This is a genomic window from Burkholderia seminalis DSM 23518 (assembly GCF_902832885.1).
Lineage (GTDB): Bacteria > Pseudomonadota > Gammaproteobacteria > Burkholderiales > Burkholderiaceae > Burkholderia > Burkholderia seminalis.
In genome coordinates this window covers 68,022-91,440 of sequence record NZ_CADFDK010000001.1, presented here as the reverse complement: position 1 = coordinate 91,440, position 23,419 = coordinate 68,022, and the positions used below count along the sequence as shown (strand labels likewise).

The 23,419-nt window shown below is 66.1% G+C and carries 16 protein-coding genes, 1 tRNA gene and 1 pseudogene; 8 read left to right on the top strand and 10 right to left on the bottom strand.

Annotation, left to right across the window (positions count from 1 at the left end):
- Positions 1 to 64: 64 nt before the first annotated feature.
- From HWX00_RS00385 to HWX00_RS00370, 4 genes are all read right to left on the bottom strand, one after another.
- Complete coding sequence (locus HWX00_RS00385; RefSeq protein WP_034188942.1) at positions 65 to 547, bottom strand: low molecular weight protein-tyrosine-phosphatase; 483 nt, start codon at positions 545 to 547, stop codon at positions 65 to 67.
- A 101-nt stretch (positions 548 to 648) separates the two neighbouring features.
- Complete coding sequence (locus HWX00_RS00380; protein WP_034188943.1) at positions 649 to 876, bottom strand: hypothetical protein; 228 nt, start codon at positions 874 to 876, stop codon at positions 649 to 651.
- Between the two features lie 129 nt (positions 877 to 1,005).
- Positions 1,006 to 2,415, bottom strand: coding sequence for a lactate utilization protein B (locus HWX00_RS00375; RefSeq protein ID WP_034188944.1), 1,410 nt, complete (start codon positions 2,413 to 2,415; stop codon positions 1,006 to 1,008).
- A gap of 33 nt (positions 2,416 to 2,448) precedes the next feature.
- Positions 2,449 to 3,171, bottom strand: a complete 723-nt coding sequence (locus tag HWX00_RS00370) for a (Fe-S)-binding protein (RefSeq protein WP_175027425.1) — start codon at positions 3,169 to 3,171, stop codon at positions 2,449 to 2,451.
- A 185-nt stretch (positions 3,172 to 3,356) separates the two neighbouring features.
- On the opposite strand from HWX00_RS00370, the gene HWX00_RS00365 reads away from it, so the two are divergent.
- Complete coding sequence (locus tag HWX00_RS00365) at positions 3,357 to 4,166, top strand: IclR family transcriptional regulator (RefSeq protein ID WP_034188946.1); 810 nt, start codon at positions 3,357 to 3,359, stop codon at positions 4,164 to 4,166.
- Positions 4,167 to 4,253: 87 nt separating this feature from the next.
- Here the strand turns inward: HWX00_RS00365 and pbpG are convergent, their stop codons facing one another.
- Positions 4,254 to 5,423, bottom strand: a complete 1,170-nt coding sequence (gene pbpG / locus HWX00_RS00360) for a D-alanyl-D-alanine endopeptidase (RefSeq protein WP_034188947.1) — start codon at positions 5,421 to 5,423, stop codon at positions 4,254 to 4,256.
- 652 nt (positions 5,424 to 6,075) lie between these two features.
- On the opposite strand from pbpG, the gene HWX00_RS00355 reads away from it, so the two are divergent.
- Complete coding sequence (locus tag HWX00_RS00355) at positions 6,076 to 6,642, top strand: phasin family protein (RefSeq protein WP_034188948.1); 567 nt, start codon at positions 6,076 to 6,078, stop codon at positions 6,640 to 6,642.
- A gap of 205 nt (positions 6,643 to 6,847) precedes the next feature.
- Here the strand turns inward: HWX00_RS00355 and lpdA are convergent, their stop codons facing one another.
- The 3 genes from lpdA to aceE all read right to left on the bottom strand — a co-directional run bounded on the left by lpdA (position 6,848) and on the right by aceE (position 13,311).
- Positions 6,848 to 8,611 (bottom strand): dihydrolipoyl dehydrogenase, encoded by a 1,764-nt coding sequence (lpdA, locus tag HWX00_RS00350; protein WP_034188949.1) that lies wholly within the window; start codon positions 8,609 to 8,611, stop codon positions 6,848 to 6,850.
- Positions 8,612 to 8,894: 283 nt separating this feature from the next.
- Positions 8,895 to 10,547 carry a dihydrolipoyllysine-residue acetyltransferase gene (gene aceF, locus HWX00_RS00345; protein ID WP_175868082.1) on the bottom strand — a complete coding sequence of 551 codons (1,653 nt, stop codon included), beginning with the start codon at positions 10,545 to 10,547 and terminating at the stop codon, positions 8,895 to 8,897.
- A 67-nt stretch (positions 10,548 to 10,614) separates the two neighbouring features.
- Positions 10,615 to 13,311, bottom strand: coding sequence for a pyruvate dehydrogenase (acetyl-transferring), homodimeric type (gene aceE, locus HWX00_RS00340; protein ID WP_034188951.1), 2,697 nt, complete (start codon positions 13,309 to 13,311; stop codon positions 10,615 to 10,617).
- Between the two features lie 273 nt (positions 13,312 to 13,584).
- Here aceE and fixL point away from each other — a divergent pair.
- The 4 genes and pseudogenes from fixL (at position 13,585) to HWX00_RS00320 (ending at position 20,209) form a co-directional block, all read left to right on the top strand.
- Positions 13,585 to 16,102: pseudogene (fixL, locus tag HWX00_RS00335) on the top strand (oxygen sensor histidine kinase FixL).
- Complete coding sequence (gene fixJ, locus HWX00_RS00330) at positions 16,099 to 16,737, top strand: oxygen response regulator transcription factor FixJ (protein WP_006493245.1); 639 nt, start codon at positions 16,099 to 16,101, stop codon at positions 16,735 to 16,737. Before fixL ends, fixJ begins: the two are co-directional and overlap by 4 nt.
- A 242-nt stretch (positions 16,738 to 16,979) precedes the next feature.
- On the top strand, positions 16,980 to 17,840 hold the full coding sequence (folD, locus tag HWX00_RS00325) for a bifunctional methylenetetrahydrofolate dehydrogenase/methenyltetrahydrofolate cyclohydrolase FolD (protein WP_034188953.1): 861 nt from the start codon (positions 16,980 to 16,982) through the stop codon (positions 17,838 to 17,840).
- A 281-nt stretch (positions 17,841 to 18,121) separates the two neighbouring features.
- Entirely contained in the window at positions 18,122 to 20,209 is a 2,088-nt protein-coding gene (locus tag HWX00_RS00320) for a M3 family metallopeptidase (RefSeq protein ID WP_034188954.1), read from the top strand.
- Positions 20,210 to 20,267: 58 nt separating this feature from the next.
- Here the strand turns inward: HWX00_RS00320 and dinB are convergent, their stop codons facing one another.
- Positions 20,268 to 21,431, bottom strand: coding sequence for a DNA polymerase IV (gene dinB, locus HWX00_RS00315; protein WP_034188955.1), 1,164 nt, complete (start codon positions 21,429 to 21,431; stop codon positions 20,268 to 20,270).
- Positions 21,432 to 21,568: 137 nt separating this feature from the next.
- On the opposite strand from dinB, the gene HWX00_RS00310 reads away from it, so the two are divergent.
- Positions 21,569 to 22,261: an aspartate/glutamate racemase family protein gene (locus HWX00_RS00310; RefSeq protein WP_034188956.1), complete on the top strand. Its 693-nt coding sequence runs from the start codon at positions 21,569 to 21,571 to the stop codon at positions 22,259 to 22,261.
- 116 nt (positions 22,262 to 22,377) lie between these two features.
- Here the strand turns inward: HWX00_RS00310 and HWX00_RS00305 are convergent.
- Positions 22,378 to 22,454: transfer RNA gene (locus tag HWX00_RS00305), tRNA-Met, on the bottom strand.
- A gap of 183 nt (positions 22,455 to 22,637) precedes the next feature.
- Here HWX00_RS00305 and xth point away from each other — a divergent pair.
- Positions 22,638 to 23,414 (top strand): exodeoxyribonuclease III, encoded by a 777-nt coding sequence (gene xth, locus HWX00_RS00300; protein ID WP_175027423.1) that lies wholly within the window; start codon positions 22,638 to 22,640, stop codon positions 23,412 to 23,414.
- The last annotated feature ends 5 nt before the right edge of the window (positions 23,415 to 23,419 follow it).

The following is a 23,419-nucleotide window of genomic DNA, read 5'->3' as shown; positions in this document are numbered from 1 at the left end:
GTTTTTAGTCAAGTATCCATGTCTTTGAAAGGGTATTCGCAGACCGCTGAATACCACCGGGCGATCAGCGCGCCGTACGGGCCCGGAGTGTCTCCAGCAGGCCCGCGCACGCGCGTTCGACCTGATCGAGCACCTGTTCGAAGCCCTGCGCGCCGCCGAAATACGGGTCGGCCACTTCGGTTTCGGTCGAATCCGGCGCGAATTCCATCAGCAGGCGCACCTTGTCGCGATACTGCGGCGGGCAGCGGCGCTGCAATTCCGCGAGATTCGCCTCATCCATCGCAAGCAGCAGGTCGAAGCGCTCGAAATCCGCCGCACTCACCTGCCGCGCGCGCAGCGCCGACAAATCGTAGCCGCGACCGCGTGCCGCCGCCTGCGCCCGTGTATCGGGCGGCTCGCCCACGTGCCAGTCGCCGGTGCCGGCCGAATCGATCGCGATCCGGTCGGCCAGCGCGGCCGCGTCGACCTGGTGGCGCATCACGCCTTCCGCGGTGGGCGAACGGCAGATGTTGCCGAGACAGACGAAACAGATCGCAACGCGGGTCATCGCACTATCGAAAAGTTGCGGCGGACCGCGTGGAAGAACAACACGCCATTATACAAAGGCGGCCGAAATCGCGCCGTCGCCCGACGCGACGGCGCCATGCCTCACAGCGCCTTCGGCGCGGCGAGCACGATGTCGCCGGATGCCGCCGGCAGCGGCTGCGCCGCGTCGCCGACCAGCCCGAACGACACCGCGCGCGCCAGCTCGGCGGACGCCTGGTGAACCGCGAGCGGACCGCGCGACGGCGCATCGGCCATCGTGTGCAGATAGGCTGCCGCTGCCAGCGGGACGACGATTGCCAGCGGCCAGTACATCGATATTGTCTTTCTCATGATGCGGACCTCCTTGACCCGGTACCCCGAAACCCAATTCCGGGGACTACAGACCAGATTCTATAGACCGCATCTATCGAGATAAATATGCAAATAGCGAACGCACTGTTGCCGCCCGCTGAACAGTCGTCAGCCGAGGTGGCTCTGGGACGCCGCGTACAGCTCCCGGAACGTGCGCCCGGTCGGCGTCGGCATGTCGCGCGTGTCCATCCAGCCGCCCATCATCGGCAGGCGCCGCAGTGTGCCGCCGTTGCCCAGCCGCTCGAGGACGCGCACCGCGAGCTTGGTCGTCAGCGCGTACAGCATCGGCCGCCGCGCGAAGAAGCCCCATGCGGCGAGCGCCGCCCGCTCGCGCCACGGCCGCAGGTGCCGCTCGACCTGCTTCTCGCGCAGCGTGCGCAGCAGGTGCGACAACGGAATCCCGGCCGGGCACACGCTGTCGCATTCGCCGCATAGCGTCGCGGCCTGCGGCAGGTCGAGCGTACGGTCGAGCCCGACGTAGCTCGGCGTCAGCACCGACCCCATCGGCCCCGGATAGACCCAGCCGTACGCATGGCCGCCGACCTTCTGATATACCGGGCAATGGTTCATGCACGCGCCGCAACGGATGCAGCGCAGCATCTCCTGGAATTCGCCGCCGATCAGGCCCGTGCGGCCGCCGTCGACCAGTACCACGTAGTTGTGCTCGGGGCCATCCTCGTCGCCCGGCCCGCGCGGCCCGGTCAGCAGCGAGAAATAGTTCGACGTCTTCTGCCCGGTCGCCGAACGCGGCAGCAGGCGCATCGCGGTCGCGAGATCCTCGAGGGTCGGCAGCACCTTCTCGATGCCCGTCACCGCGACGTGCACGCGCGGCATCACCGTGCACATGCCTTCGTTCCCTTCGTTCGTCACGATTGCGACCGAGCCCGTCTCGGCGATCACGAAGTTGCCGCCCGTCACGCCCATGTCGGCCGACATGAAATGCGGGCGCAGCACCTCGCGCGCCTCGCGCGTCATGTCCGGAATCTCGGTGAGCCGCTCGCGGTGGTGCGTGCGCGCGAACAGGTCGGCGATCTCGTCCTTGTCCTTGTGCACGACGGGCGCGATGATGTGGCTCGGCGGCTCGTTGTCGTTGATCTGCAGGATGTATTCGCCGAGGTCCGTCTCGATCGACTGCACGCCCATCTCCGCGAGCACCGCGTTCAGGCGCATTTCCTCGGACACCATCGACTTGGTCTTGATGACCTTCTTCACGTCGTGCCGGCGTGCGATGTCGGCCACCAGCCGCGCGGCATCCGCGGTCGTTTCGGCGAACAACACCGTCGTGCCGCGCCGCGTCGCCTCCTGCTCGAAAGCCTCGAGCCACACGTCGAGGTTCTCCAGCGCGCGGTTGCGGCGCGCCTTGAGCGCGGCGCGCGTGGCCGGGAAGTCGATCGCGGTCATCGCGTCGGCGCGCGCGGACACGAACTTCGTCGACAGCTTCTTCAGGTTCTGCTGCAGGCGCTGGTCGGCCAGCTTCTGGCCGGCGCGCGCCTTGAAATGCATCGATTGGACTTGCATCGCGGTATCGGGAAAAGTGAGCGGAACCGGGCGTCAGACGTCGCCCGCCAGCACCTGCGCGACGTGCAGCACGCGCGTGTCGCGGTCGCCGGTGCGGCGCAACCGCCCTTCGATGTTCAGCATGCAGCCGAGATCGCCGAGCACGACGGCGCCCGCGCCCGACGCACGCACGTTCGCGCATTTCTCGTCCGCGATGGCCGCCGAGATGTCGCCGTACTTGATCGCGAACGTGCCGCCGAAGCCGCAGCAGTGCTCGCAGTCCTTCATCTCGGTGACCGCAACGCCGCGCTGCGCGAGCAGCGCGCGCGGCTGCGCCTTCACGCCGAGTTCGCGCAGGCCCGAACACGAGTCGTGATAGGTGACGGGGCCGGTGAACTCGCCCGGCGCGAGCGACACCTTCGCGACGTTCACGAGGAAATCGGTCAGTTCGTAGACCTTCTGCTGGAACCGCGTGTAGCGCCCCATCAGTTCGGGGTCGTCGCGAAACAGGTCGCCGTAGTGCGCGCGGATCATCCCGCCGCACGAGCCCGACGGCGCGACGACGTAATCGAACTGCTCGAACTCGCGCAGCGTCTTTTCGGCGAGGTCGCGCGCGAGCGCGCGGTCGCCCGAGTTGTAGGCCGGTTGCCCGCAGCAGGTCTGCGCGGGCGGCACGATCACTTCGTAGCCGGCGTCGCGAATCAGCTTGAGCGCCGAGAAACCGATTTCGGGGCGCATCAGATCGACCAGGCAGGTCACGAACAAACCGACTCGCATACGTGCTCCTTCGAGAAAACGACTCTCATTATCCGCCGTTTGGCCAGCAAGACCAACGCCGGCTCGCATGCAAGCCCGTCGTGCACGAAACGAGGACTTCCTCGAACGGCGTTCGCTTTTTTCACAATACGAGATACAATCGTTGCAACACCGCTTGACGCGTCAACCGATTTCTCCCCCCCGACATGAGCCAACCCACCCCGGATTCAAAAACGTCGATCCAGGTGATCGAACGCATGATGCGGCTGCTGGACGCGCTCGCCGCGCACAGTGATCCTGTCAGCCTGAAGGAACTGGCGCAGCGCACGGAGCTGCACCCGTCGACCGCGCACCGCATCCTCAACGACATGGTGACCTGTCGCCTCGTCGACCGCTCCGATCCCGGCACCTACCGCCTCGGCATGCGGCTGCTGGAGCTCGGCAACCTCGTGAAGGCGCGCCTGTCGGTACGCGACGCGGCGCTGATGCCGATGCGCGAGCTGCACCGCCTCACGGGGCAGACCGTGAACCTGTCGGTGCGCCAGGGCGACGAGATCGTCTACATCGAGCGTGCGTATTCCGAGCGCTCGGGGATGCAGGTCGTCCGCGCGATCGGCGGCCGCGCGCCGCTGCACCTGACGTCGGTCGGCAAGCTGTTCCTCGCGGCCGACGAAACGTCGCGCGTGCGCGCCTATGCGACGCGCACGGGGCTGTCCGGCCATACGCAGAACAGCATCACCGACATCGCGAAGCTCGAGCGCGAGTTGACGATCGTCCGCCAGCAATCGTGCGCGCGCGACAACGAGGAACTGGAGCTCGGCGTGCGCTGTATCGCGGCCGGCATCTACGACGATTCGGGCAAGCTCGTCGCGGGCCTGTCGCTGTCGGCACCGGCCGACCGCCTGCAGGACGCATGGCTCGGCCAGTTGAGCCGCACGGCACTCACCATCTCGGAATCGCTCGGCTACCGGCCGACGCCCGCGAAGGACGTGGACGGGCTGCAGCGGCAGGCGTAAGCCTGCTCGCCGGCCTCGATGCCGGTTCCGCCGGACGTAAAAAAGCCCCGCGATTGCGGGGCTTTCTTGTTGCAGCCTGCGGCGCGATCAGGTTCCGCCGTTCGGCGTGTTGGCCGCCGTCAGGCGTTCGCCGCCGCCGGCGTCGAGCCAGTTGCGCAGGCGCGATGCGTCGGCGAAGCGCGAGTACTTGCCGAACGAGTCGAGCAGCACCATCACCATCGGCCGGCCATGGATCGTCGCCTGCATCACGAGGCATTCACCCGCTTCGTTGATGAAGCCCGTCTTCTGCAGGCCGATGTCCCACGAGCCGTTGCCGCGGATCAGCGCGTTCGTGCTGTTGTACGCGAGATTGCGCTTGCCCGTGAACACCTCGTAGCTGCGATCGGTCGAGAACTGGCGGATCATCGGATATTGATACGCAGCATTGACCATCTTCACGAGATCACGCGCACTCGACACGTTCGAGCTGGACAGGCCGGTCGAATTCTCGAAATGCGTATCGGCCATGCCGAGCGCCTTCGCCTTCGCGTTCATCGCGGCGATGAACGCCGGACGGCCGCCCGGGTAATAACGCGACAGCGCCGCGGCCGCGCGGTTTTCCGACGCCATCAGCGCGATGTGCAGCATGTCCTCGCGCGACAGCACCGAGCCGACCGACAGGCGCGAGCCCGTGCCCTTCTCGTAGTCGCGGTCTTCGTCGGTGACTTCGATCTGATCGGTCATCGGCGCCTTCGAGTCGAGCACGACCATCGCCGTCATCAGCTTCGAGATCGACGCGATCGGCACGACGGCGTGCGAATTCTTGTCGAACAGCGGCTCGCCGGAATTCTGGTCGACGACGTACGCGACGCTCGAACGCAGCGCGAGCGCGTCGGGCGTATCGTGCAGGCCGAACGCCTGACCGACCGTCGGCCGGCGCGGCTGGAACGCGACCTTGCGGACCGCGCCGCGATGGCCGCCATGCAGGTTGTTCGCCGCGAGCGTCACGCGCTTTCGCGACGCCTTCGCGCGCGGCGCATCGGCCGCGGCGACCTTGGCGGATTTGTCGGACGTCGCCTTCGCCGACTTCTTCTTCGCTGACGAAGCAGGAGCGACGGCCTTTTTCTTGGCGGCTTGTTGGGTCTTCGCAGTGGCGGCAAAGGCGTCAGCAGGCGCGACGGACGCGGTGGTCGCCAGCAAGGCGACTGCGACCGACACAGCCGTGCCGAGCGTCATGCTCTGCAACAATCTGCGCGGTGAAAACGATTCGGCTTTCATTGGGGTCTGGACAAAGCGGCGGGAGGTTTCCGCAAGTGTAGTTAAAGCTGAAAAAAAGAGCAATATTAGGCACTTACCGATCGTCGTTAAACCGGAATGTAAGGGTCGGCCAACCTCAGACCAATCGACCCTCCCGCCCCCATCGAAAAAACTCATGGGTGCACTGCCCGACAGCGCCCGTCTCCCGATTACCACTCGGTTAATTGAGATAACGTCACTTCGGAGGCGATTTAAAGCGGGGAAACTACGTATCCGGTGCTCGGCGTGCCAGGGGCGCCGGTCTCGACCGTGGCGGCGGCACGTCGCCACGGCACGCGCATCGAAACGGCGCGTTTTTCGACAGGAACAGAAGGATAACGTTCCATGGGCCTGTCAGGTTTACCTGTGCATGATCATGGTGCGCCGCGCTTTCCCCGCCGTCGTGCGCACCATCTGGGAACGCGCCTGAAACCGATTCCGGACGACCGCGATAACCCGTTGTTTTATCGATAATTTGTCGCGATTGTGCAACGCACAAAAAACACTTGACATCCGTTTTCTCTGCCCTAAAATAAGCCTCATTGCTGCGTTGCACAAAGCACGCGCATCCGAGATTCCCCGTCGTAGTGCCCTTTACCCTGCGATCGACGCGATCGCTTTTCAGGAGCTGGACATGTCCTTGCTGACCCCCGAGCAAATCGCCGCTGCACAGAAAGCCAACCTCGAGAGCCTGTTCGGTCTGACGACCAAGGCGTTCGAAGGCGTCGAAAAGCTGATCGAACTGAACCTGCAGGTCGTGAAGTCGACGCTGGCCGAAGGCCAGGAAAACGCACAACGCCTGCTGTCGGTGAAGGACGCGCAGGAACTGATCGCGCTGCAAGCCAGCCTGTCGCAGCCGGTCGCTGAAAAGGTGCTGTCGTACGGCCGTCACCTGTACGAAATCGCATCGTCGACGCAAGCCGAGTTCGCGAAGGTTGCCGAAGCGCAATTCGACGAGCAGAACAAGAAGGTCCAGGCACTCGTCGACAACGTCGCGAAGAACGCCCCGGCCGGTTCAGAAACGGCTGTCGCCGCGCTGAAGTCGGCACTGAACGCCGCGAACACCACGTACGAAACGGTTCAGAAGGCCACGAAGCAAGCCGTCGAAATCGCTGAAACGAACTTCAACGCTGCTGCTGCCGTCGCGACGAAGGCTGCTACCGCCGCCGCTGCACGCCGTTCGAGCAAGCCGGCCGCGTAAGCGCCCCCTGCTCCTGAAAGAGCCGCGCCCAGCGCGGCTTTTTCGTTTCTGGCGCCGGAACACGTGCGAACCGACAAACGCCGGCCGGCTTCAAGCCGTCGTCCGGCCGCCGCGCCGGCTGCGCACAAAAGAAAACGCCGCCGCCCGAATCGTCCGGGCGGCGGCGTTTTTCGTGGCCGGCGCATGGCCGGCCGTGCCGGTCGCGTTACTTCTTGCGTTGCGGCGGCAGGTCCGTACAGACGCCTTCGTACAGTTCGGCGGCCATGCCGACCGACTCGCCGAGCGTCGGGTGCGGATGGATCGTCTTGCCGATGTCTTCCGCGTCCGCGCCCATCTCGACGGCGAGGCACACTTCGCTGATCAGGTCGCCTGCGTTCAGGCCGACGATGCCGCCGCCGATCACGCGATGGGTTTCCTCGTCGAAGATCAGCTTCGTGAAGCCTTCGTCGCGGCCGTTCGCGATCGCGCGGCCCGAAGCGGCCCACGGGAACACGGCCTTGCCGTACTTGATGCCTTCGGCCTTGCACTGGTCTTCCGTCTTGCCGGCCCACGCCACTTCCGGATCGGTGTAGGCCACCGACGGGATCTGCAGCGCGTCGAAATACGCCTTCTCGCCGTGCGCGGCTTCCGCTGCGACGTGGCCTTCATGCACGGCCTTGTGCGCGAGCATCGGCTGGCCGACGATATCGCCGATCGCGAAGATGTGCGGGACGTTCGTGCGCATCTGCTTGTCGACGTCGATGAAGCCGCGATCCGTGACCGCGACGCCGGCCTTGTCGGCACCGATCTTCTTGCCGTTCGGGCTGCGGCCCACCGCGACGAGCACGAGGTCGTAGCGCTGCGCTTCCGCCGGCGCCTTCTCGCCCTCGAACTTCACGTAGATGCCGTCTTCCTTCGCTTCCGCGCCGACCGTCTTGGTCTTCAGCATCACGTTGCCGAAGCGCTTCGCGTTGTACTTTTCCCAGACCTTCACGAGATCGCGGTCCGCGCCCATCATCAGGCCGTCCATCATTTCGACGACGTCGATCTCGGCGCCGAGCGTCGAGTACACCGTGGCCATTTCGAGGCCGATGATGCCGCCGCCGATCACGAGCATGCGCTTGGGCAGCTGGCGCAGTTCGAGTGCGCCGGTCGAGTCGACGACACGCGGGTCTTCCGGCATGAACGGCAGCTTCACGGCTTGCGAGCCCGCGGCGATGATCGCCTGCTTGAACTTCACGACCTTCTTGCCGTTTTCGCCCTGCACTTCCATGTGGAACGGATCGACGAACGCACCGACGCCGGTGACCACTTCGACCTTGCGTGCCTTGGCCATGCCGGCGAGGCCCGTCGTCAGCTTCTTGACGACGCCGCCCTTGAAGTCGCGCAGCTTGTCGAGATCGACCTGCGGCTTGCCGAACGTGATGCCGTGCGACGCGAGCGCCGCGGCTTCCTCGACGACGAGCGACGTATGCAGCAGCGCTTTCGACGGGATGCAGCCCACGTTCAGGCACACGCCGCCGAGCGTCGAGTAGCGTTCGACGAGCACGGTCTTCATGCCGAGGTCGGCCGCGCGGAACGCGGCCGAGTAGCCGCCGGGGCCGGCGCCGAGCACGAGCATGTCGCACTCGATGTCGGCGGCGCCGGCATAGCTGCCGGCTTGCGGCGCGGGCGCCGGAGCGGCGGCAGCCGGTGCCGGCGCGGCTGCGGGCTTCGGCGCTTCAGGCGCTTTCGCGGGGGCGGCGGCACCGGCCGACGCTTCGACGATGGCGATGACGGTGCCTTGCGAGACTTTCTCGCCGGCCTTGACCTTGACTTCCTTGACGGTGCCGGCGACGTCGCTGGGCACTTCCATGGAGGCCTTGTCGGATTCGAGCGTGATGAGCGTTTGCTCTTTTTCGATCACGTCGCCGGGCTTCACGTTGACTTCGATGACATCGACGCCGCTGAAATCGCCGATATCCGGAACCTTGACTTCGATGAGACTCATGACTGTCCCCTTCTTGATTGGCTGCAGAGAGAGAGGGAGGGACTGGCGGAAAGACGGAACCTGACGACAGGCGGCCTGACAAGAGCACGCGACGTTGGGCAGGACCACCTTTGCCGTCCGCCCAAGGACGCGCCTTTCTTTTGGTCACTTTTCTTTGGAAGACAAAGAAAAGTGACCGCCGCCCCGCGCAGGGGCGACGCCGGCAGACCGTTGGCAAAACAGGTTCAACGACAAGCGCGTGGCGAACCGACAAGAACCACGCCCCCGCGAGCCCCTCATCTCATCAAAGAATGATGCGGCGGAAATCGGCCAGCAACGCACCGAGATACGCGTTGAACCGTGCGGCCTCCGCACCGTCGATGACACGGTGGTCATACGACAGCGACAGCGGCAGCATGAGACGCGGCACGAACTGCTTGCCATCCCACACCGGCTTCATCTGCCCACGCGACAACCCGAGGATCGCCACTTCCGGCGCGTTGATGATCGGCGTGAAGTTCGTGCCGCCGATCCCGCCGAGCGACGAGATCGAGAAGCAGCCGCCCTGCATCTGGTCCGGCTTCAGCTTGCCTTCGCGCGCGGCCTTCGACAGGTCGCTCATTTCCTTCGCGATGTCGACGAGGCCCTTCTTGTCCGCATCGCGGATCACCGGCACGACGAGGCCGTTCGGCGTATCGGCCGCGAAACCGACGTGGAAGTACTGCTTGAACACGAGGTTGTCGCCGTCGAGGCTCGCGTTGAAGGTCGGGAATTTCTTCAGTGCGGCGACGACTGCCTTGATCACGAACGCGAGCATCGTGAACTTCACGCCCGCCTTTTCGTGTTCCTTGTTCAGCTGGACACGCAGCGCTTCGAGCTCGGTGATGTCCGCTTCGTCGTTGTTCGTGACGTGCGGGATCATCACCCAGTTGCGATGCAGGTTCGCGCCGGAAATCTTCTTGATGCGCGACAGCGGCTTCGCCTCGAACGGGCCGAACTTCGAGAAGTCGACCTTCGGCCACGGCAGCAGGTTCAGCTCACCGCCGCCTGCCGGCGCAGCCGCTGCTGCACCCGGTGCCGCGCGCTGGCCCGTCATCACGCCCTTCACGAAACCGGTGACGTCGTCCTTCGTGATGCGGCCCTTCAGGCCCGAACCCTGCACGCGTGCGACGTCGACGCCGAGTTCGCGCGCGAACTTGCGCACCGACGGCGATGCATGGCTCGCGCGGTACTCGCCCGACGGCGCGGCGGCCGGTGCGGCGGCAGCCGGTGCCGGCGCTGCCTTCGCGGGTGCCGGTGCGGCGGCGGGTGCCGGAGCCGGCGCGGCCGCAGCCGGCTCCGGTGCGCTCGCCTGCGCAGCGGCAGAGGACGCGCCTGCGGCTTCGAGCAGCACGATCAGCGTGCCTTCCGATACCGAATCACCCACCTTGACCTTGATGTCCTTCACGACGCCGGCGGCCGGGCTCGGCACGTCCATCGTCGCCTTGTCGGACTCGAGCGTGACGAGCGACTGTTCCTTCTCGACCGTGTCGCCGATCTTCACGCCGATCTCGATCACCGGCACGTCCTTGTAATCGCCGATGTCGGGCACCTTCACTTCGAGCGTGCCGCCGGCTGCTGCCGGTGCGGCCGCCGGTGCAGCCGCGGCCGGGGCCGGCGCTGCCACCGGAGCGGGCGCTGCGGCCGGTGCAGTCGCGCCGTTGGCCTGCGCCGCGCCGGCGCCTTCGAGCAGGATGATCAGCGAGCCTTCCGACACGGAATCGCCCACCTTGACCTTGATTTCCTTCACGACGCCGCCCACCGGGCTCGGCACGTCCATCGTCGCCTTGTCGGACTCGAGCGTGACGAGCGACTGCTCGGGCTCGACCGTATCGCCGACCTTCACGCCGATCTCGATCACCGGCACGTCCTTGTAATCGCCGATATCCGGCACCTTCACTTCGATCGCTTGACTCATCTGTTTCTGTCTCCATGGCCGCGCGCGCTCCTCGCGGGAGCGACGCGGGCATTACACGGCGTGTGCGTTAAACGGTCATCGGGTTGGGCTTGGACGGATCGAGGTTGTACTTGGCAATCGCGTCCGCGACCACCTTGCGCTCGATCGTGCCTTCGTCGGCCAGCGCGTTGAGCGCGGCGACGGTGACCCAGTGACGGTCGACTTCGAAGAAGTGACGCAGCTTCTCGCGGGTATCCGAGCGGCCGAAGCCGTCCGTGCCCAGCACGACGAAGCGGCGATCGATCTGGCCGCGGATCTGGTCGACCAGCGCACGGACGTAGTCGGTCGATGCGATGACCGGGCCCTGCGTGTCCTTCAGGCACTTCTGCACGTGCGACAGGCGACGCTCTTCGGTCGGATGGAGCAGGTTCCAGCGTTCGACCTGATGGCCTTCGCGCGCGAGCTCGGTGAAGCTCGGCACGCTCCACAGGTCGGCGGCGACGCCCCAGTCGTTCTTCAGCAGGTCGGCGGCGGCGATCACTTCGTTGAAGATCGTGCCCGCGCCGAGCAGCTGGACGCGCGGCGCCTTCTTGTCGGCGTCGGCCTTCCTGAACGCGTACATGCCCTTGATGATGTCGGCCGCCACGTGGTCGCCCTGCGGAATCGCCGGGTGCTCGTAGTTCTCGTTCATCACCGTGATGTAGTAGTACACGTCTTCCTGGTCCTGCACCATGCGGCGCAGGCCGTCCTGAACGATCACGGCGAGTTCATAGCCGAACGTCGGGTCGTAGCTCACGCAGTTCGGCACCGATGCCGCCCACAGGAGCGAGTGGCCGTCTTCGTGCTGCAGGCCTTCGCCGTTCAGCGTCGTGCGGCCCGCCGTGCCGCCGAGCAGGAAGCCGCGCGAACGCATGTCGCCCGCGGCCCATGCGAGGTCGCCGATCCGCTGGAAGCCGAACATCGAATAGAAGATGTAGAACGGCACCATGATCTCGCCGTGCGTCGAGTACGACGTCGCCGCCGCGATCCAGTCGCACATGCCGCCCGCTTCGTTGATGCCTTCCTGCAGGATCTGGCCGGTTTCCGATTCCTTGTAGAACATCAGCTGGTCGGAATCTTCCGGCACGTACTTCTGGCCTTCCTGGTTCCAGATGCCGATCTGGCGGAACAGGCCTTCCATGCCGAACGTACGCGATTCGTCCGGGACGATCGGCACCACGCGCTTGCCCAGCGCCTTGTCCTTCAGCAGGATGTTCAGGATCCGCACGAACGCCATCGTCGTCGAGATCTCGCGGCCTTCGCCCGTGCCCTTCAGCAGCGGCTCGAACGCGTCGAGCGCCGGCACCGGCAGCGACGTCGCCTTCTCGCGGCGATGCGGCAGGTAGCCGCCGAGGTCCATGCGCTTCTGGCGCATGTATTCGAGTTCCTTCGAACCTTCCTCGAACTTGAGGTACGGCACGTCGGCGATCTGCTCGTCGGTGATCGGCAGACGGAACTGGTCACGGAACTTCTTCAGTTGCTCGACCGGCAGCTTCTTCTGCTGGTGCGTGATGTTCATCGCCTGGCCCGACTCGCCCATCCCGTAGCCCTTGATGGTCTTCGCGAGGATGACGGTCGGCGCGCCCTTCGTGTTCGACGCTTCGTGGAACGCCGCGTAGATCTTGTGCGGATCGTGGCCGCCGCGGTTCAGCGCCCAGATGTCGTCGTCCGACCAGTCGGCGACGAGCGCCTTCAGTTCAGGCGTGTTGAAGAAGTGCTCGCGAACGAACGCGCCCGACTCCGACTTGTACGTCTGGTATTCGCCGTCGACGACTTCCATCATGCGGCGCATCAACGCGCCCGACTTGTCGCGCGCGAACAGCGCATCCCAGCGGCTGCCCCAGATGACCTTGATCACGTTCCAGCCGGCGCCGCGGAATTCCGATTCGAGTTCCTGGATGATCTTGCCGTTGCCGCGCACCGGGCCGTCGAGACGCTGCAGGTTGCAGTTGATCACGAACACGAGGTTGTCGAGCTTCTCGCGGCTCGCCATCCCGATCGCGCCGAGCGATTCCGGTTCGTCCGTCTCGCCGTCGCCGAGGAACGCCCACACCTTGCGGCCTTCCGTCTTCGCGATGCCGCGCGCCTGCAGGTACTTCATGAAGCGCGCCTGGTAGATCGCCATGATCGGGCCGAGACCCATCGACACGGTCGGGAATTGCCAGAAGTCCGGCATCAGCCACGGGTGCGGGTACGACGAGATGCCCTGGCCGTCGACTTCCTGGCGGAAGTTGTCGAGCTGCTCTTCCTTCAGGCGGCCGAGCAGGAACGCGCGCGAGTACACGCCCGGCGACGAGTGACCCTGCACGAACACGAGATCGCCGCCGTGCTGGTCGGACGCCGCGTGCCAGAAGTGGTTGTAGCCGACGTCGTAGAGCGTCGCGGCCGATGCGAACGAGGCGATGTGGCCGCCGACGTTCGTGTCCTTGCCGGCACGCAGCACCATCGCCAGCGCGTTCCAGCGCGTGTACGAACGGATGCGGTGCTCGATGTCCTGGTCGCCCGGGATCTTCGCCTGGGCTTCGACCGGGATCGTGTTGATGTACGGGGTGTTGGCGGAGAACGGCAGGTGCTCGCCGTGCATGCGGGCGAACTCGATCTGTTTTTCGATCAGGTAATGCGCGCGGCCGGTGCCCACGGAGGAGATCACGCCATCGAGCGACTCCAGCCACTCGATGGTTTCTTGCGGGTCGTCGTCACGATCGGCGGCGACATATTTCATCACTTCGTTCGGTACAGCGGACATTCTCGTCTCCTGGGTCCTGGAATGTGAGGATCGCTCTCATGCAGACGACGCGACGCGGCCGGCTGCGGGCAAGCTCCAGCGGATTGTAATGAGCGTGCGCGGGCCTGCGCAACAAAATTTTCGAATTGTGAGATCTTTTCTCGCAATGCGAAATATTGCTGCGCCGCACCCATGCTTCGGGGCGCGGCGGCACGCCACGGCGGAACAAATCCGTTTCCGTTCAACATATCCGGTACCGGTTTTCCATGTATTGCGCTGCGCTACAATCCTGCCATGTTGACCGATCGGCTTTTCGCACGCTCGGCGCGACCGTCGGGCCCGCCGGCGGAGTCGCAGCCGTCCCGTTGGCACCACGGACCGTGGTGGTCCAATTCCTATTTGCTGACGCCGCTACTGTCGATCCTGGTATTTCTCGTGGTGATGAGCCTCATCCTGTGGAGCCTCAATCGCCGCGAACAGCAGCAGCAGGAAGACACCCTGTTCCGTAACGTCGCCTGGGCGCAGCAACAGATCCGCCTGTCGATGACGGGCGCGCAAGAACAGCTGCAGGCGCTGTCGCGCGATCTCGCGTCGGGCCGCCTCGACCAGAACGCATTCCAGATGGCCGTCGCGGACGTGATGCAGACGCATCCGGAAATCCTCTACCTGAACTGGTACACCGCGCCCGGCGTGCAGCGCTGGCCGACCGTGCATCCGCCGCTGCTCGGCCAGCGGCTCGCGAAGCCGGGCGACGCGCAGATGCAGGACGCCGTGCGCGGCGCGTACGACGAAGCGCGCAGCACGCGCCGCCAGGCCTATTCTCCGCTGATCTACGACGACTTCGGCAACGGCTTCATCACGCTGCAGACGCCCGTGATGCGCGGCGACCGCGAATATCTCGGCTCGATCGCCGCGGTGTTCTCGGTCGAGGGCATCCTGAAGCACGACATCCCGCAGGAACTGTCGTCGAAGTACAAGATCTCGATCACCGACGCGAACAACCGCGAGCTGTCGTCCACGTCGACGCGCCCGCGCCTGCCGCGCGACTCGCACTACGACCTGCCGCTCGATCCGCCCGGCCAGGGGCTGACGGTGCGCGTGTACGCATTCCCGCAGCTCACGAACCTGACCAACAACACGCTCGTGTGGCTCGTCGCCGGCCTGTCGTGCTTCGTGCTGTGGAGCCTCTGGAGCCTGTGGAAGCACACGCGCCAGCGCTTCGAGGCGCAGCAGGCGCTGTACGCGGAAGCGTTCTTCCGCCGCGCGATGGAAAACTCGGTGCTGATCGGCATGCGCGTGCTCGACATGCACGGCCGCATCACGCACGTGAACCCCGCGTTCTGCCGGATGACGGGCTGGGACGAAACCGACCTCGTCGGCAAGGTCGCGCCGTTCCCGTACTGGCCACGCGACGCCTACCCGGAAATGCAGCGCCAGCTCGACATGACGCTGCGCGGCAAGGCGCCGAGCTCGGGCTTCGAGCTGCGCGTACGGCGCAAGAACGGCACGCTGTTCCATGCGCGCCTGTACGTGTCGCCGCTGATCGACAGTTCGGGCCGCCAGACCGGCTGGATGTCGTCGATGACCGACATCACCGAACCGAAGCGCGCGCGCGAGGAGCTCGCGGCCGCGCACGAACGCTTCACGACGGTGCTCGAAAGCCTCGACGCCGCGGTGTCGGTGCTCGCCGCCGACGAAGCCGAGCTGCTGTTCGCGAACCGCTACTACCGCCACCTGTTCGGCATCCGCCCGGACGGCCATCTGGAACTGTCGGGCGGCGGCTTCGACCGCGCGCAGGCATCGTCCGACTCGATCGACATGGTCGACGCGTTCGCGGGCCTGCCGGCCGCCGCGCTGACGAGCAGCACCGCCGATGCGCAGGAGGTGTACGTCGAAAGCATCCAGAAATGGTTCGAGGTGCGCCGCCAGTACATCCAGTGGGTCGACGGCCACCTCGCGCAGATGCAGATCGCGACCGACATCACGACCCGCAAGAAGGCGCAGGAACTCGCGCACCAGCAGGAAGAAAAGCTGCAGTTCACGAGCCGATTGATGACGATGGGTGAAATGGCGTCGTCGATTGCTCACGAATTGAACCAGCCGCTCGCCGCGATCAACAACTACTGCTCGGGCACGCTCGCGCTCGTCAAGAGCGGCCGCGGCACGCCCGAGACGCTGCAACCCGCGCTGGAAAAGACCGCGCAGCAGGCGCTGCGCGCCGGGATGATCGTCAAGCGGATCCGCGAATTCGTGAAGCGCAGCGAGCCGAAACGCCAGCCGGCCCGGGTCGCGGACATCGTCGCCGACGCGGTCGGGCTCGCCGAAATCGAGGCCAGGAAGCGCAGGATCCGGATCGTCACGGAAATCCTCGCAAGAATGCCTATTATTTATGTCGACCCCGTGCTGATCGAGCAGGTGTTGATGAACCTGATGAAGAACGCGGCCGAGGCGATGGCCGACGTGAAGCCGGCCTCGGCGGACGGCGTGATCCGCGTCGTCGCCGACATCGACGCGGGTTTCGTCGACATCCGCGTGATCGACCAGGGTCCGGGCGTCGACGAAGCGACCGCCGAGCGCCTGTTCGAACCGTTTTACAGCACCAAGTCCGATGGCATGGGCATGGGGCTGAACATCTGCCGTTCGATCATCGAATCGCATCGGGGGCGTCTGTGGGTGGTCAACAACGTCGAGCCGGATGGCCGCATTTCCGGCGCGACGTTCCACTGCAGCCTGCCCATTGGGGAACCCGCTGATCTCGGCCAAGGGGGGGCGCGAGGCATCGGCATCACATACCGTTACGGGAGAACTATGAATAGCCCTGTCACCACCACTCAGGAAACCGTCTTTGTCGTCGACGACGACGAGGCCGTACGGGACTCGCTGCGCTGGCTGCTGGAGGCGAACGGCTATCGCGTGCAATGCTTCTCGAGCGCCGAGCAGTTCCTCGATGCCTACCAGCCGGCGCAGCAGGCCGGCCAGATCGCGTGCCTGATCCTCGACGTGCGGATGTCGGGCATGAGCGGCCTCGAGCTGCAGGAGCGCCTGATCGCCGACAACGCCGCGCTGCCGATCATCTTCGTCACGGGTCACGGCGACGTGCCGATGGCCGTGTCGACGATGAAAAAGGGTGCGATGGACTTTATCGAGAAACCGTTCGACGAAGCCGAGCTGCGCAAGCTCGTCGAGCGGATGCTCGACAAGGCCCGAAGCGAAAGCAAGAGCGTCCAGGAACAGCGTGCCGCGAGCGAGCGCCTGTCGAAGCTGACCGCGCGCGAGCAGCAGGTGCTCGAACGCATCATCGCGGGCCGCCTGAACAAGCAGATCGCCGACGATCTCGGCATCAGCATCAAGACGGTCGAAGCGCACCGCGCGAACATCATGGAAAAGCTCAACGTCAACACGGTGGCCGACCTGCTGCGCCTCGCGCTGTCGAAGAAGCAGGCCTGAGCGTCCTCAGCGGCCGCGGCGGCGCTGCCCGCCCGGCCCGCCACCGGCGCTTGCCGCCCCGCGCGATGCGGCCCACTCGCGCGGCGGCGGCCTTTCCTCCCGGCGCACGCGCGCCGCGACCATGACGCTTCCCGTTGATTCGCTGTCGGACGGCAGCAAGCGAACGGTATAATTGCGTGCTTTGCTGCGGCGCTTCCGGCGCCGTACGCCCGCATTCCAACTTCCCGGCAGGACCCACCACCATGACAGCCCTCCTCATCGACGGCAACGCCCTTTCGAAGACCTTGCGCGCCCAGGCCGCCGAACGCGCCGCCGCCCTGACCGCTCGCGGCCACCAGCCTGGTCTCGCGGTGATCCTCGTCGGCGAAAACCCGGCGAGCGAAGTCTACGTGCGCAACAAGATCAAGGCGTGCGAGGACAATGGTTTCTTCTCGCTGAAGGATGCCTACCCGGCCACGCTGTCGGAAGCCGACCTGCTCGCGCGCATCGACGAGCTGAACCGCGACCCGAAGATCCACGGCATCCTCGTGCAGCTGCCGCTGCCCGCGCATATCGACAGCCACAAGGTGATCGAGGCGATCGCGCCGGAGAAGGATGTCGACGGCTTTCACGTCGCGAACGCCGGCGCGCTGATGACCGGCAAGCCGCTGTTCCGCCCGTGCACGCCGTACGGCGTGATGAAGATGTTCGAGGCGCACGGCATCGCGCTGCAGGGCGCGAATGCGGTCGTGATCGGCCGTTCGAACATCGTCGGCAAGCCGATGGCGATGATGCTGCTCGACGCCGGCGCGACCGTGACGATCTGCCACAGCAAGACGCGCGACCTCGCCGCGCACACGCGGCAAGCCGACATCGTGGTCGCCGCGGTCGGCAAGCGCAACATCCTGACCGCCGACATGGTGAAGCCGGGCGCGACGGTGATCGACGTCGGCATGAACCGCGACGATGCGGGCAAGCTGTGCGGCGACGTCGATTTCGCGGGCGTGAAGGAAGTGGCCGGCTACATCACGCCGGTGCCGGGCGGCGTTGGCCCGATGACCATCACGATGCTGCTGGTCAACACGATCGAATCCGCCGAACGCGCCGCTGCCGCCGCGGCCTGACGCATCCCCGTTCAGCCGGCGCGCCTGCGTGCGCCGGCGTCTCGCCGGCCGCGTCGATGCGGCCGCGCCGCGTCCGGCCGCAAGCCGCCGGACGCCCGTCCCCGGATGCCCGCCGTCGGATGCGCGCGGCCACGCATCCGACCCTGCGTCAATCGCGCCATTAGAAACTAACGATTGGAAAGCGCACGATGCGCCCCAATAATGTCGGTATCGGGCGCCGTCGCGCCCAGCCGCCGTTACCCTTTTCATCCCGGTTCATCCGGCAACAGACAGGGAGTCTTATGTCCGCCAGCGCCAACACCAATCCGCTCCTCGACTTCTCCGGCCTGCCCCGTTTCGGCGAAATCCGCCCGGAACACGTGACGCCCGCACTCGATACGCTGCTCGACGCCGCCAGCCGCGCGGTCGAAACCGCGAGCGCGCAGGAGACGCCGTCGACCTGGGCCGCCGTCGTCGAGACGGTCGAGCAGGCCACGGAGCCGCTCGGCCGCGCATGGGGCATCGTCGGCCATCTGAACGCGGTCGCCGACACGCCGGAGCTGCGCGCCGCCTACGGCGAAAACCTGCCGCGCGTGACCGAGTTCTGGTCGAGCGTCGGCCAGAATCTCGCGCTGTACGAAAAGTACAAGGCAATTGCCGCGAGCGCCGAATACGCGACGCTGTCCGCCGAACGCAAGAAGATCCTCGATAACGCGCTGCGCGATTTCCGCCTGTCGGGCGCCGAGCTGCCGGAGGATCAGAAGCCGCGCTTCGCGGAACTGCAGGAGCAGCAGGCCGCGCTGTCGAAGGCCTTCTCCGACCACGTGCTCGACGCGACCAACGCGTACGCGTATGTCGTCGAGGACGAAGCCGAACTGGCCGGCCTGCCCGGCGATGCGATCGAGGCCGCCCGCGAAGCCGCGCAGAAGGACGGCAAGGCAGGCTGGAAATTCACGCTGCACTTCCCGTCGTACTTCCCGGTGCTGCAGTACGCCGAGAACCGCGCGCTGCGCGAGACGCTCTACCGCGCCTATGCGACGCGCGCGTCGGAACTCGGGCCGCAGTACGGCGGTGGCAAGGCCGAATGGGACAACACGGCGATCGTCGCCGACGAGCTGAAGCTGCGCCGCGAAGAGGCGCAGATGCTCGGCTACCGCAATTTCGCCGAAGTGTCGCTCGCGCCGAAGATGGCCGAATCGCCGCAACAGGTCATCGCCTTCCTCGAGGATCTCGCGACGCGCGCGCGTCCGCACGCGGACAAGGACTGGGACGAGCTGCGCACGTTCGCCGCGAAGGAACTCGGCCTCGCCGAACTCGCACCGTGGGACGTCGCGTACGCGGCCGAGAAGCTGCGCCAGCAGCGCTACGCGTTCTCGGAAAACGAGGTCAAGCAGTACTTCCCGGAACCGGCCGCGCTCAAGGGCCTGTTCACCGTCACCGAAACGCTGTTCGGCGTGCGGATCAAGCCGGATGAAGCGCCGGTGTGGCACAAGGACGTGCGCTTCTTCCGCGTCGAGAACCGCGACGGCTCGCTCGTCGCGCAGTTCTATCTCGACCTGTACGCGCGCGAAGGCAAGCGCGGCGGCGCATGGATGGACGACGCGCGTTCGCGTGCGAAGCGCGGCAGCGACGTGCAGACGCCGGTCGCGTATCTCACCTGCAACTTCTCGGCGCCGATCGGCGGCAAGCCCGCGTGCTTCACGCACGACGAAGTCATCACGCTGTTCCACGAGTTCGGCCACGGGCTGCACCACATGCTCACGCGCGTCGACGAACTCGGCGTGTCGGGCATCAACGGCGTCGAATGGGATGCGGTCGAGCTGCCGTCGCAGTTCATGGAAAACTTCTGCTGGGAATGGGACGTGCTGTCGTCGATGTCGTCGCACGTCGATACGGGCGCCTCGCTGCCGCGCGAGCTGTTCGACAAGATGATCGCCGCGAAGAATTTCCAGAGCGGGCTCGGCACGCTGCGCCAGATCGTGTTCTCGATGTTCGACATGCTGCTGCACGTCGACTTCGACCCGGCCGGCGCCACCGGCGTGACCGCGTTCGCGCGCGAGATCAACGAGCGCTACCACGTGATCCCGCAGGCGGCCTTCTCGCGCTGGCCGAACACGTTCAGCCACATCTTCGCGGGCGGCTACGCGGCCGGCTATTACAGCTACAAGTGGGCCGAGGTGCTGTCGGCCGACGCGTACGCGGCGTTCGAGGAAGCGGCCGCCCAGAGCGGCAGCGTGCTCGACGCGGCCACCGGCACGCGCTATCGCCGCGAGATCCTCGAGGTCGGCGGCAGCCGCCCGGCGATGGATTCGTTCAAGGCGTTCCGCGGCCGCGAGCCGGAAATCGATGCGCTGCTGCGCCACAACGGGATGGCCGCGCCCGCGCACTGAGCGCGCCGCCCGACCCTTCCGGCTGCATCGACAGGCACCGCCACGGCGGTGCCTTTTTTCATGGCGCGGGCGCTTCGTCGTCGAACAGCGAGAACTGCCCGTGACGCTCGGCCGTGTCCTCGTCGATGCGCACGCCGACGCCGAGCAGCCGTACGGCCTGCGCGCGCCGCTGCAGCCCCTTCGCGAGCAGCGTGACGGCCGTCTCCGCATGCGTCGCGTCGGCCACGCATTCGACCGTCGTGCGCTGGAAATCGGCGAAGCGGATCTTCACGTACAGCTTGCGGATCGACCGCGCGGCGCCAGCGCGCGCGATCCGCGCGTCGAGCTGCACGACGAGGCGGCGAATCTCGTCCGCGCATTGCTCGAGCGTCGTCAGGTCGGTCACGTAGGTCGTCTCGACGCTGACCGACTTGCGCTCCTGGTCGGCCTGCACGGGCCGCTCGTCGATGCCGCGCGACAGTTCGTACAGCCGCCGCCCGAATGCGCCGAACTCGCGATGCAGGTCGATCAGCGGCCAGTCGCGCAACTGCGCGCAGGTCTGGATGCCGAGCCGGTCGAGCCGCGTGGCCGTCACCTTGCCGACGCCGTGCAGCTTGCGCACCGGCAGCGCCGCGACGAACGCGTCGATCTCGTGCGGCCGCACGACGAACAGGCCGTCCGGCTTGTTCCAGTCCGACGCGATCTTCGCGATGAACTTGTTCGGCGCGACGCCGGCCGACACGGTCACGCCGACCGTGTCGAACACGCGCTGGCGGATCTCGCGCGCGATCAGCGTCGCACTGCCCTGGCACCGCTCGGACCCGCTGACGTCGAGGTACGCCTCGTCGAGCGACAGCGGCTCGACGTCGGGCGTGTAGTCGCGATAGATCGCCATGATCTGCCGCGACGCCGCGCGGTATTTATCCATCGCGGACGGCAGGATCAGCAGGTCCGGGCACTTGCGCATCGCGAGCGCCGACGACATCGCCGAATGTACGCCATAGCGCCGCGCCTCGTAGTTGCAGGTCGCGATCACGCCGCGCTGGTCGGGCCGGCCGCCGACCGCGAGCGGCCGGTTGCGCAGCGACGGATCGTCGCGCATCTCGACCGACGCGTAGAAACAGTCGCAGTCGCAGTGAATGATCTTGCGCATGCGCGGCAGCGCGTCGCCCGGTGGCGGCACGTGCGGATCGGCAGGCGGGATAGTGGTCGGGTTCACGGTGCCGATACTGTACAAAAACACAGTGCCGGTTTCAACTGTCGCGTGCGGCCGCGCCCGGCTGCGCCGTACCGGCCCGCTTTGCGCGGATCGTACCGGCCGCGCGCCGGCAGCGACGCCTATACTCGTCTGCCGCGACACACCAAACGAGAAGGTGACGGATGAAGACGATCGGATTGATCGGCGGCATGAGCTGGGAATCGTCGGCCGAGTACTACCGGATGATCAACCGCCATTCGAAGGCGCTGCATGGCGGCCACCACAACGCGAAGAGCGTGCTGGTCACGGTCGACTTCGCGGAAATCGAAGCGCTGCAGCGCACGCACGACTGGGCGGCGCTCGGCGAACGGATGGCCGACGCGGCGCGCCAGCTCGAAGCGGCCGGCGCCGATCTCGTCGTGCTGACGACCAATACGATGCATCGCGTGCACGACGCAATCGAAGCCGCGGTGAAGCTGCCGTTCCTGCACATTGCCGATCCGACCGGCAGCGCGCTGCGCGACGCGGGCGTCGAGCGCGTCGCGCTGCTCGGCACGCGCTACACGATGGAGTTGCCGTTCTATGCGGAGCGGCTGCGCGACAAATTCGGGATGGACGTGCTCGTGCCGGACGAACGCGGGCGCGACGACGTGCACCGGATCATCTACGACGAGCTGTGCCACGGCATCGTCGCGGCGGAATCGCGCGCGACCTACGTGTCGATCATCGAGGCACTGGCGCGGCGCGGCGCGCAGGCCGTGATTCTCGGCTGCACGGAAATCACGCTGCTGATCGGCGCGGACGATTCGCCGCTGCCGGTGTTCGACACGACCGCGCTGCATGCGAAGGCGGCCGTGGAGTGGGCGGCGCGGTAACCACGACAATCGCGCCGGCGATATCGCGCGCGGAAAACAAAAAACCCGGCACGGGGCCGGGTTCCTGTCGACGAAGCGCGCATCGGTCATTTGCGCTGCACATCGTCTGGTGTGCTTGGTTGCGGGGGTAGGATTTGAACCTACGACCTTCGGGTTATGAGCCCGACGAGCTGCCAGACTGCTCCACCCCGCGTCAGAGAAATAAATTATAGGGTGATGAAGTACTCACGTCAACACTTTTGTCACAAATTCTTCTCTCGTCTTCCAGACGGCGTGGCCCGCGCCCTGCTCCGCGTCGCGTTTCGCGCGCGTTCGCCCCGCATGCTCGCGGTAAGATGGCGGCCTTCGCATTCACGCCGCACACATACTCCCGTTCATGAAAATCGCCACCTGGAACGTCAACTCGCTCAACGTCCGCAAGCAGCATGTGCTCGACTGGCTCGTGCAAAGCGGCACCGACGTACTGTGCCTGCAGGAACTGAAGCTGCCTGACGAGAAATTCCCGCGCGCCGATCTCGAGGCGATCGGCTATCGCAGCTGGTTCACGGGCCAGAAGACCTACAACGGCGTCGCGATCCTCGCGCGCGCGTCGCTCGCCGTCGACGAATCGGACATCGTGCGCAACATCCCCGGCTTCGATGATCCGCAGCAGCGCGTGGTCGCCGCGACGGTCGACGGCGTGCGCATCGTCTCCGCCTACTTCCCGAACGGCCAGGCGCCCGACTCCGACAAGTTCGTCTACAAGATGCAATGGCTCGACGCGCTGCAGGCGTGGCTGCGCACCGAGCTGCAGCGCTACCCGAAGCTCGCGCTGCTCGGCGACTACAACATCGCGCCGGAAGACCGCGACGTGCACGATCCCGCGAAATGGGAAGGCCAGAACCTCGTGTCGCCGCAGGAGCGCGCGCACTTCGCGCAACTGATCGAGCTCGGCTTCGTCGATGCGTTCCGCCGCTTCGAGCAGCCCGAGAAAACCTTCACGTGGTGGGACTACCGGATGATGGCGTTCCGCCGCAACGCCGGGCTGCGCATCGACCACATCCTGCTGTCGCCGGCGCTCGCGGAAACCTGCACGTCGTGCGAGGTCGATCGTACGCCGCGCACGTGGGAACAACCGTCCGACCACACGCCCGTCGTCGCGGTCGTCGGCTGATCGTC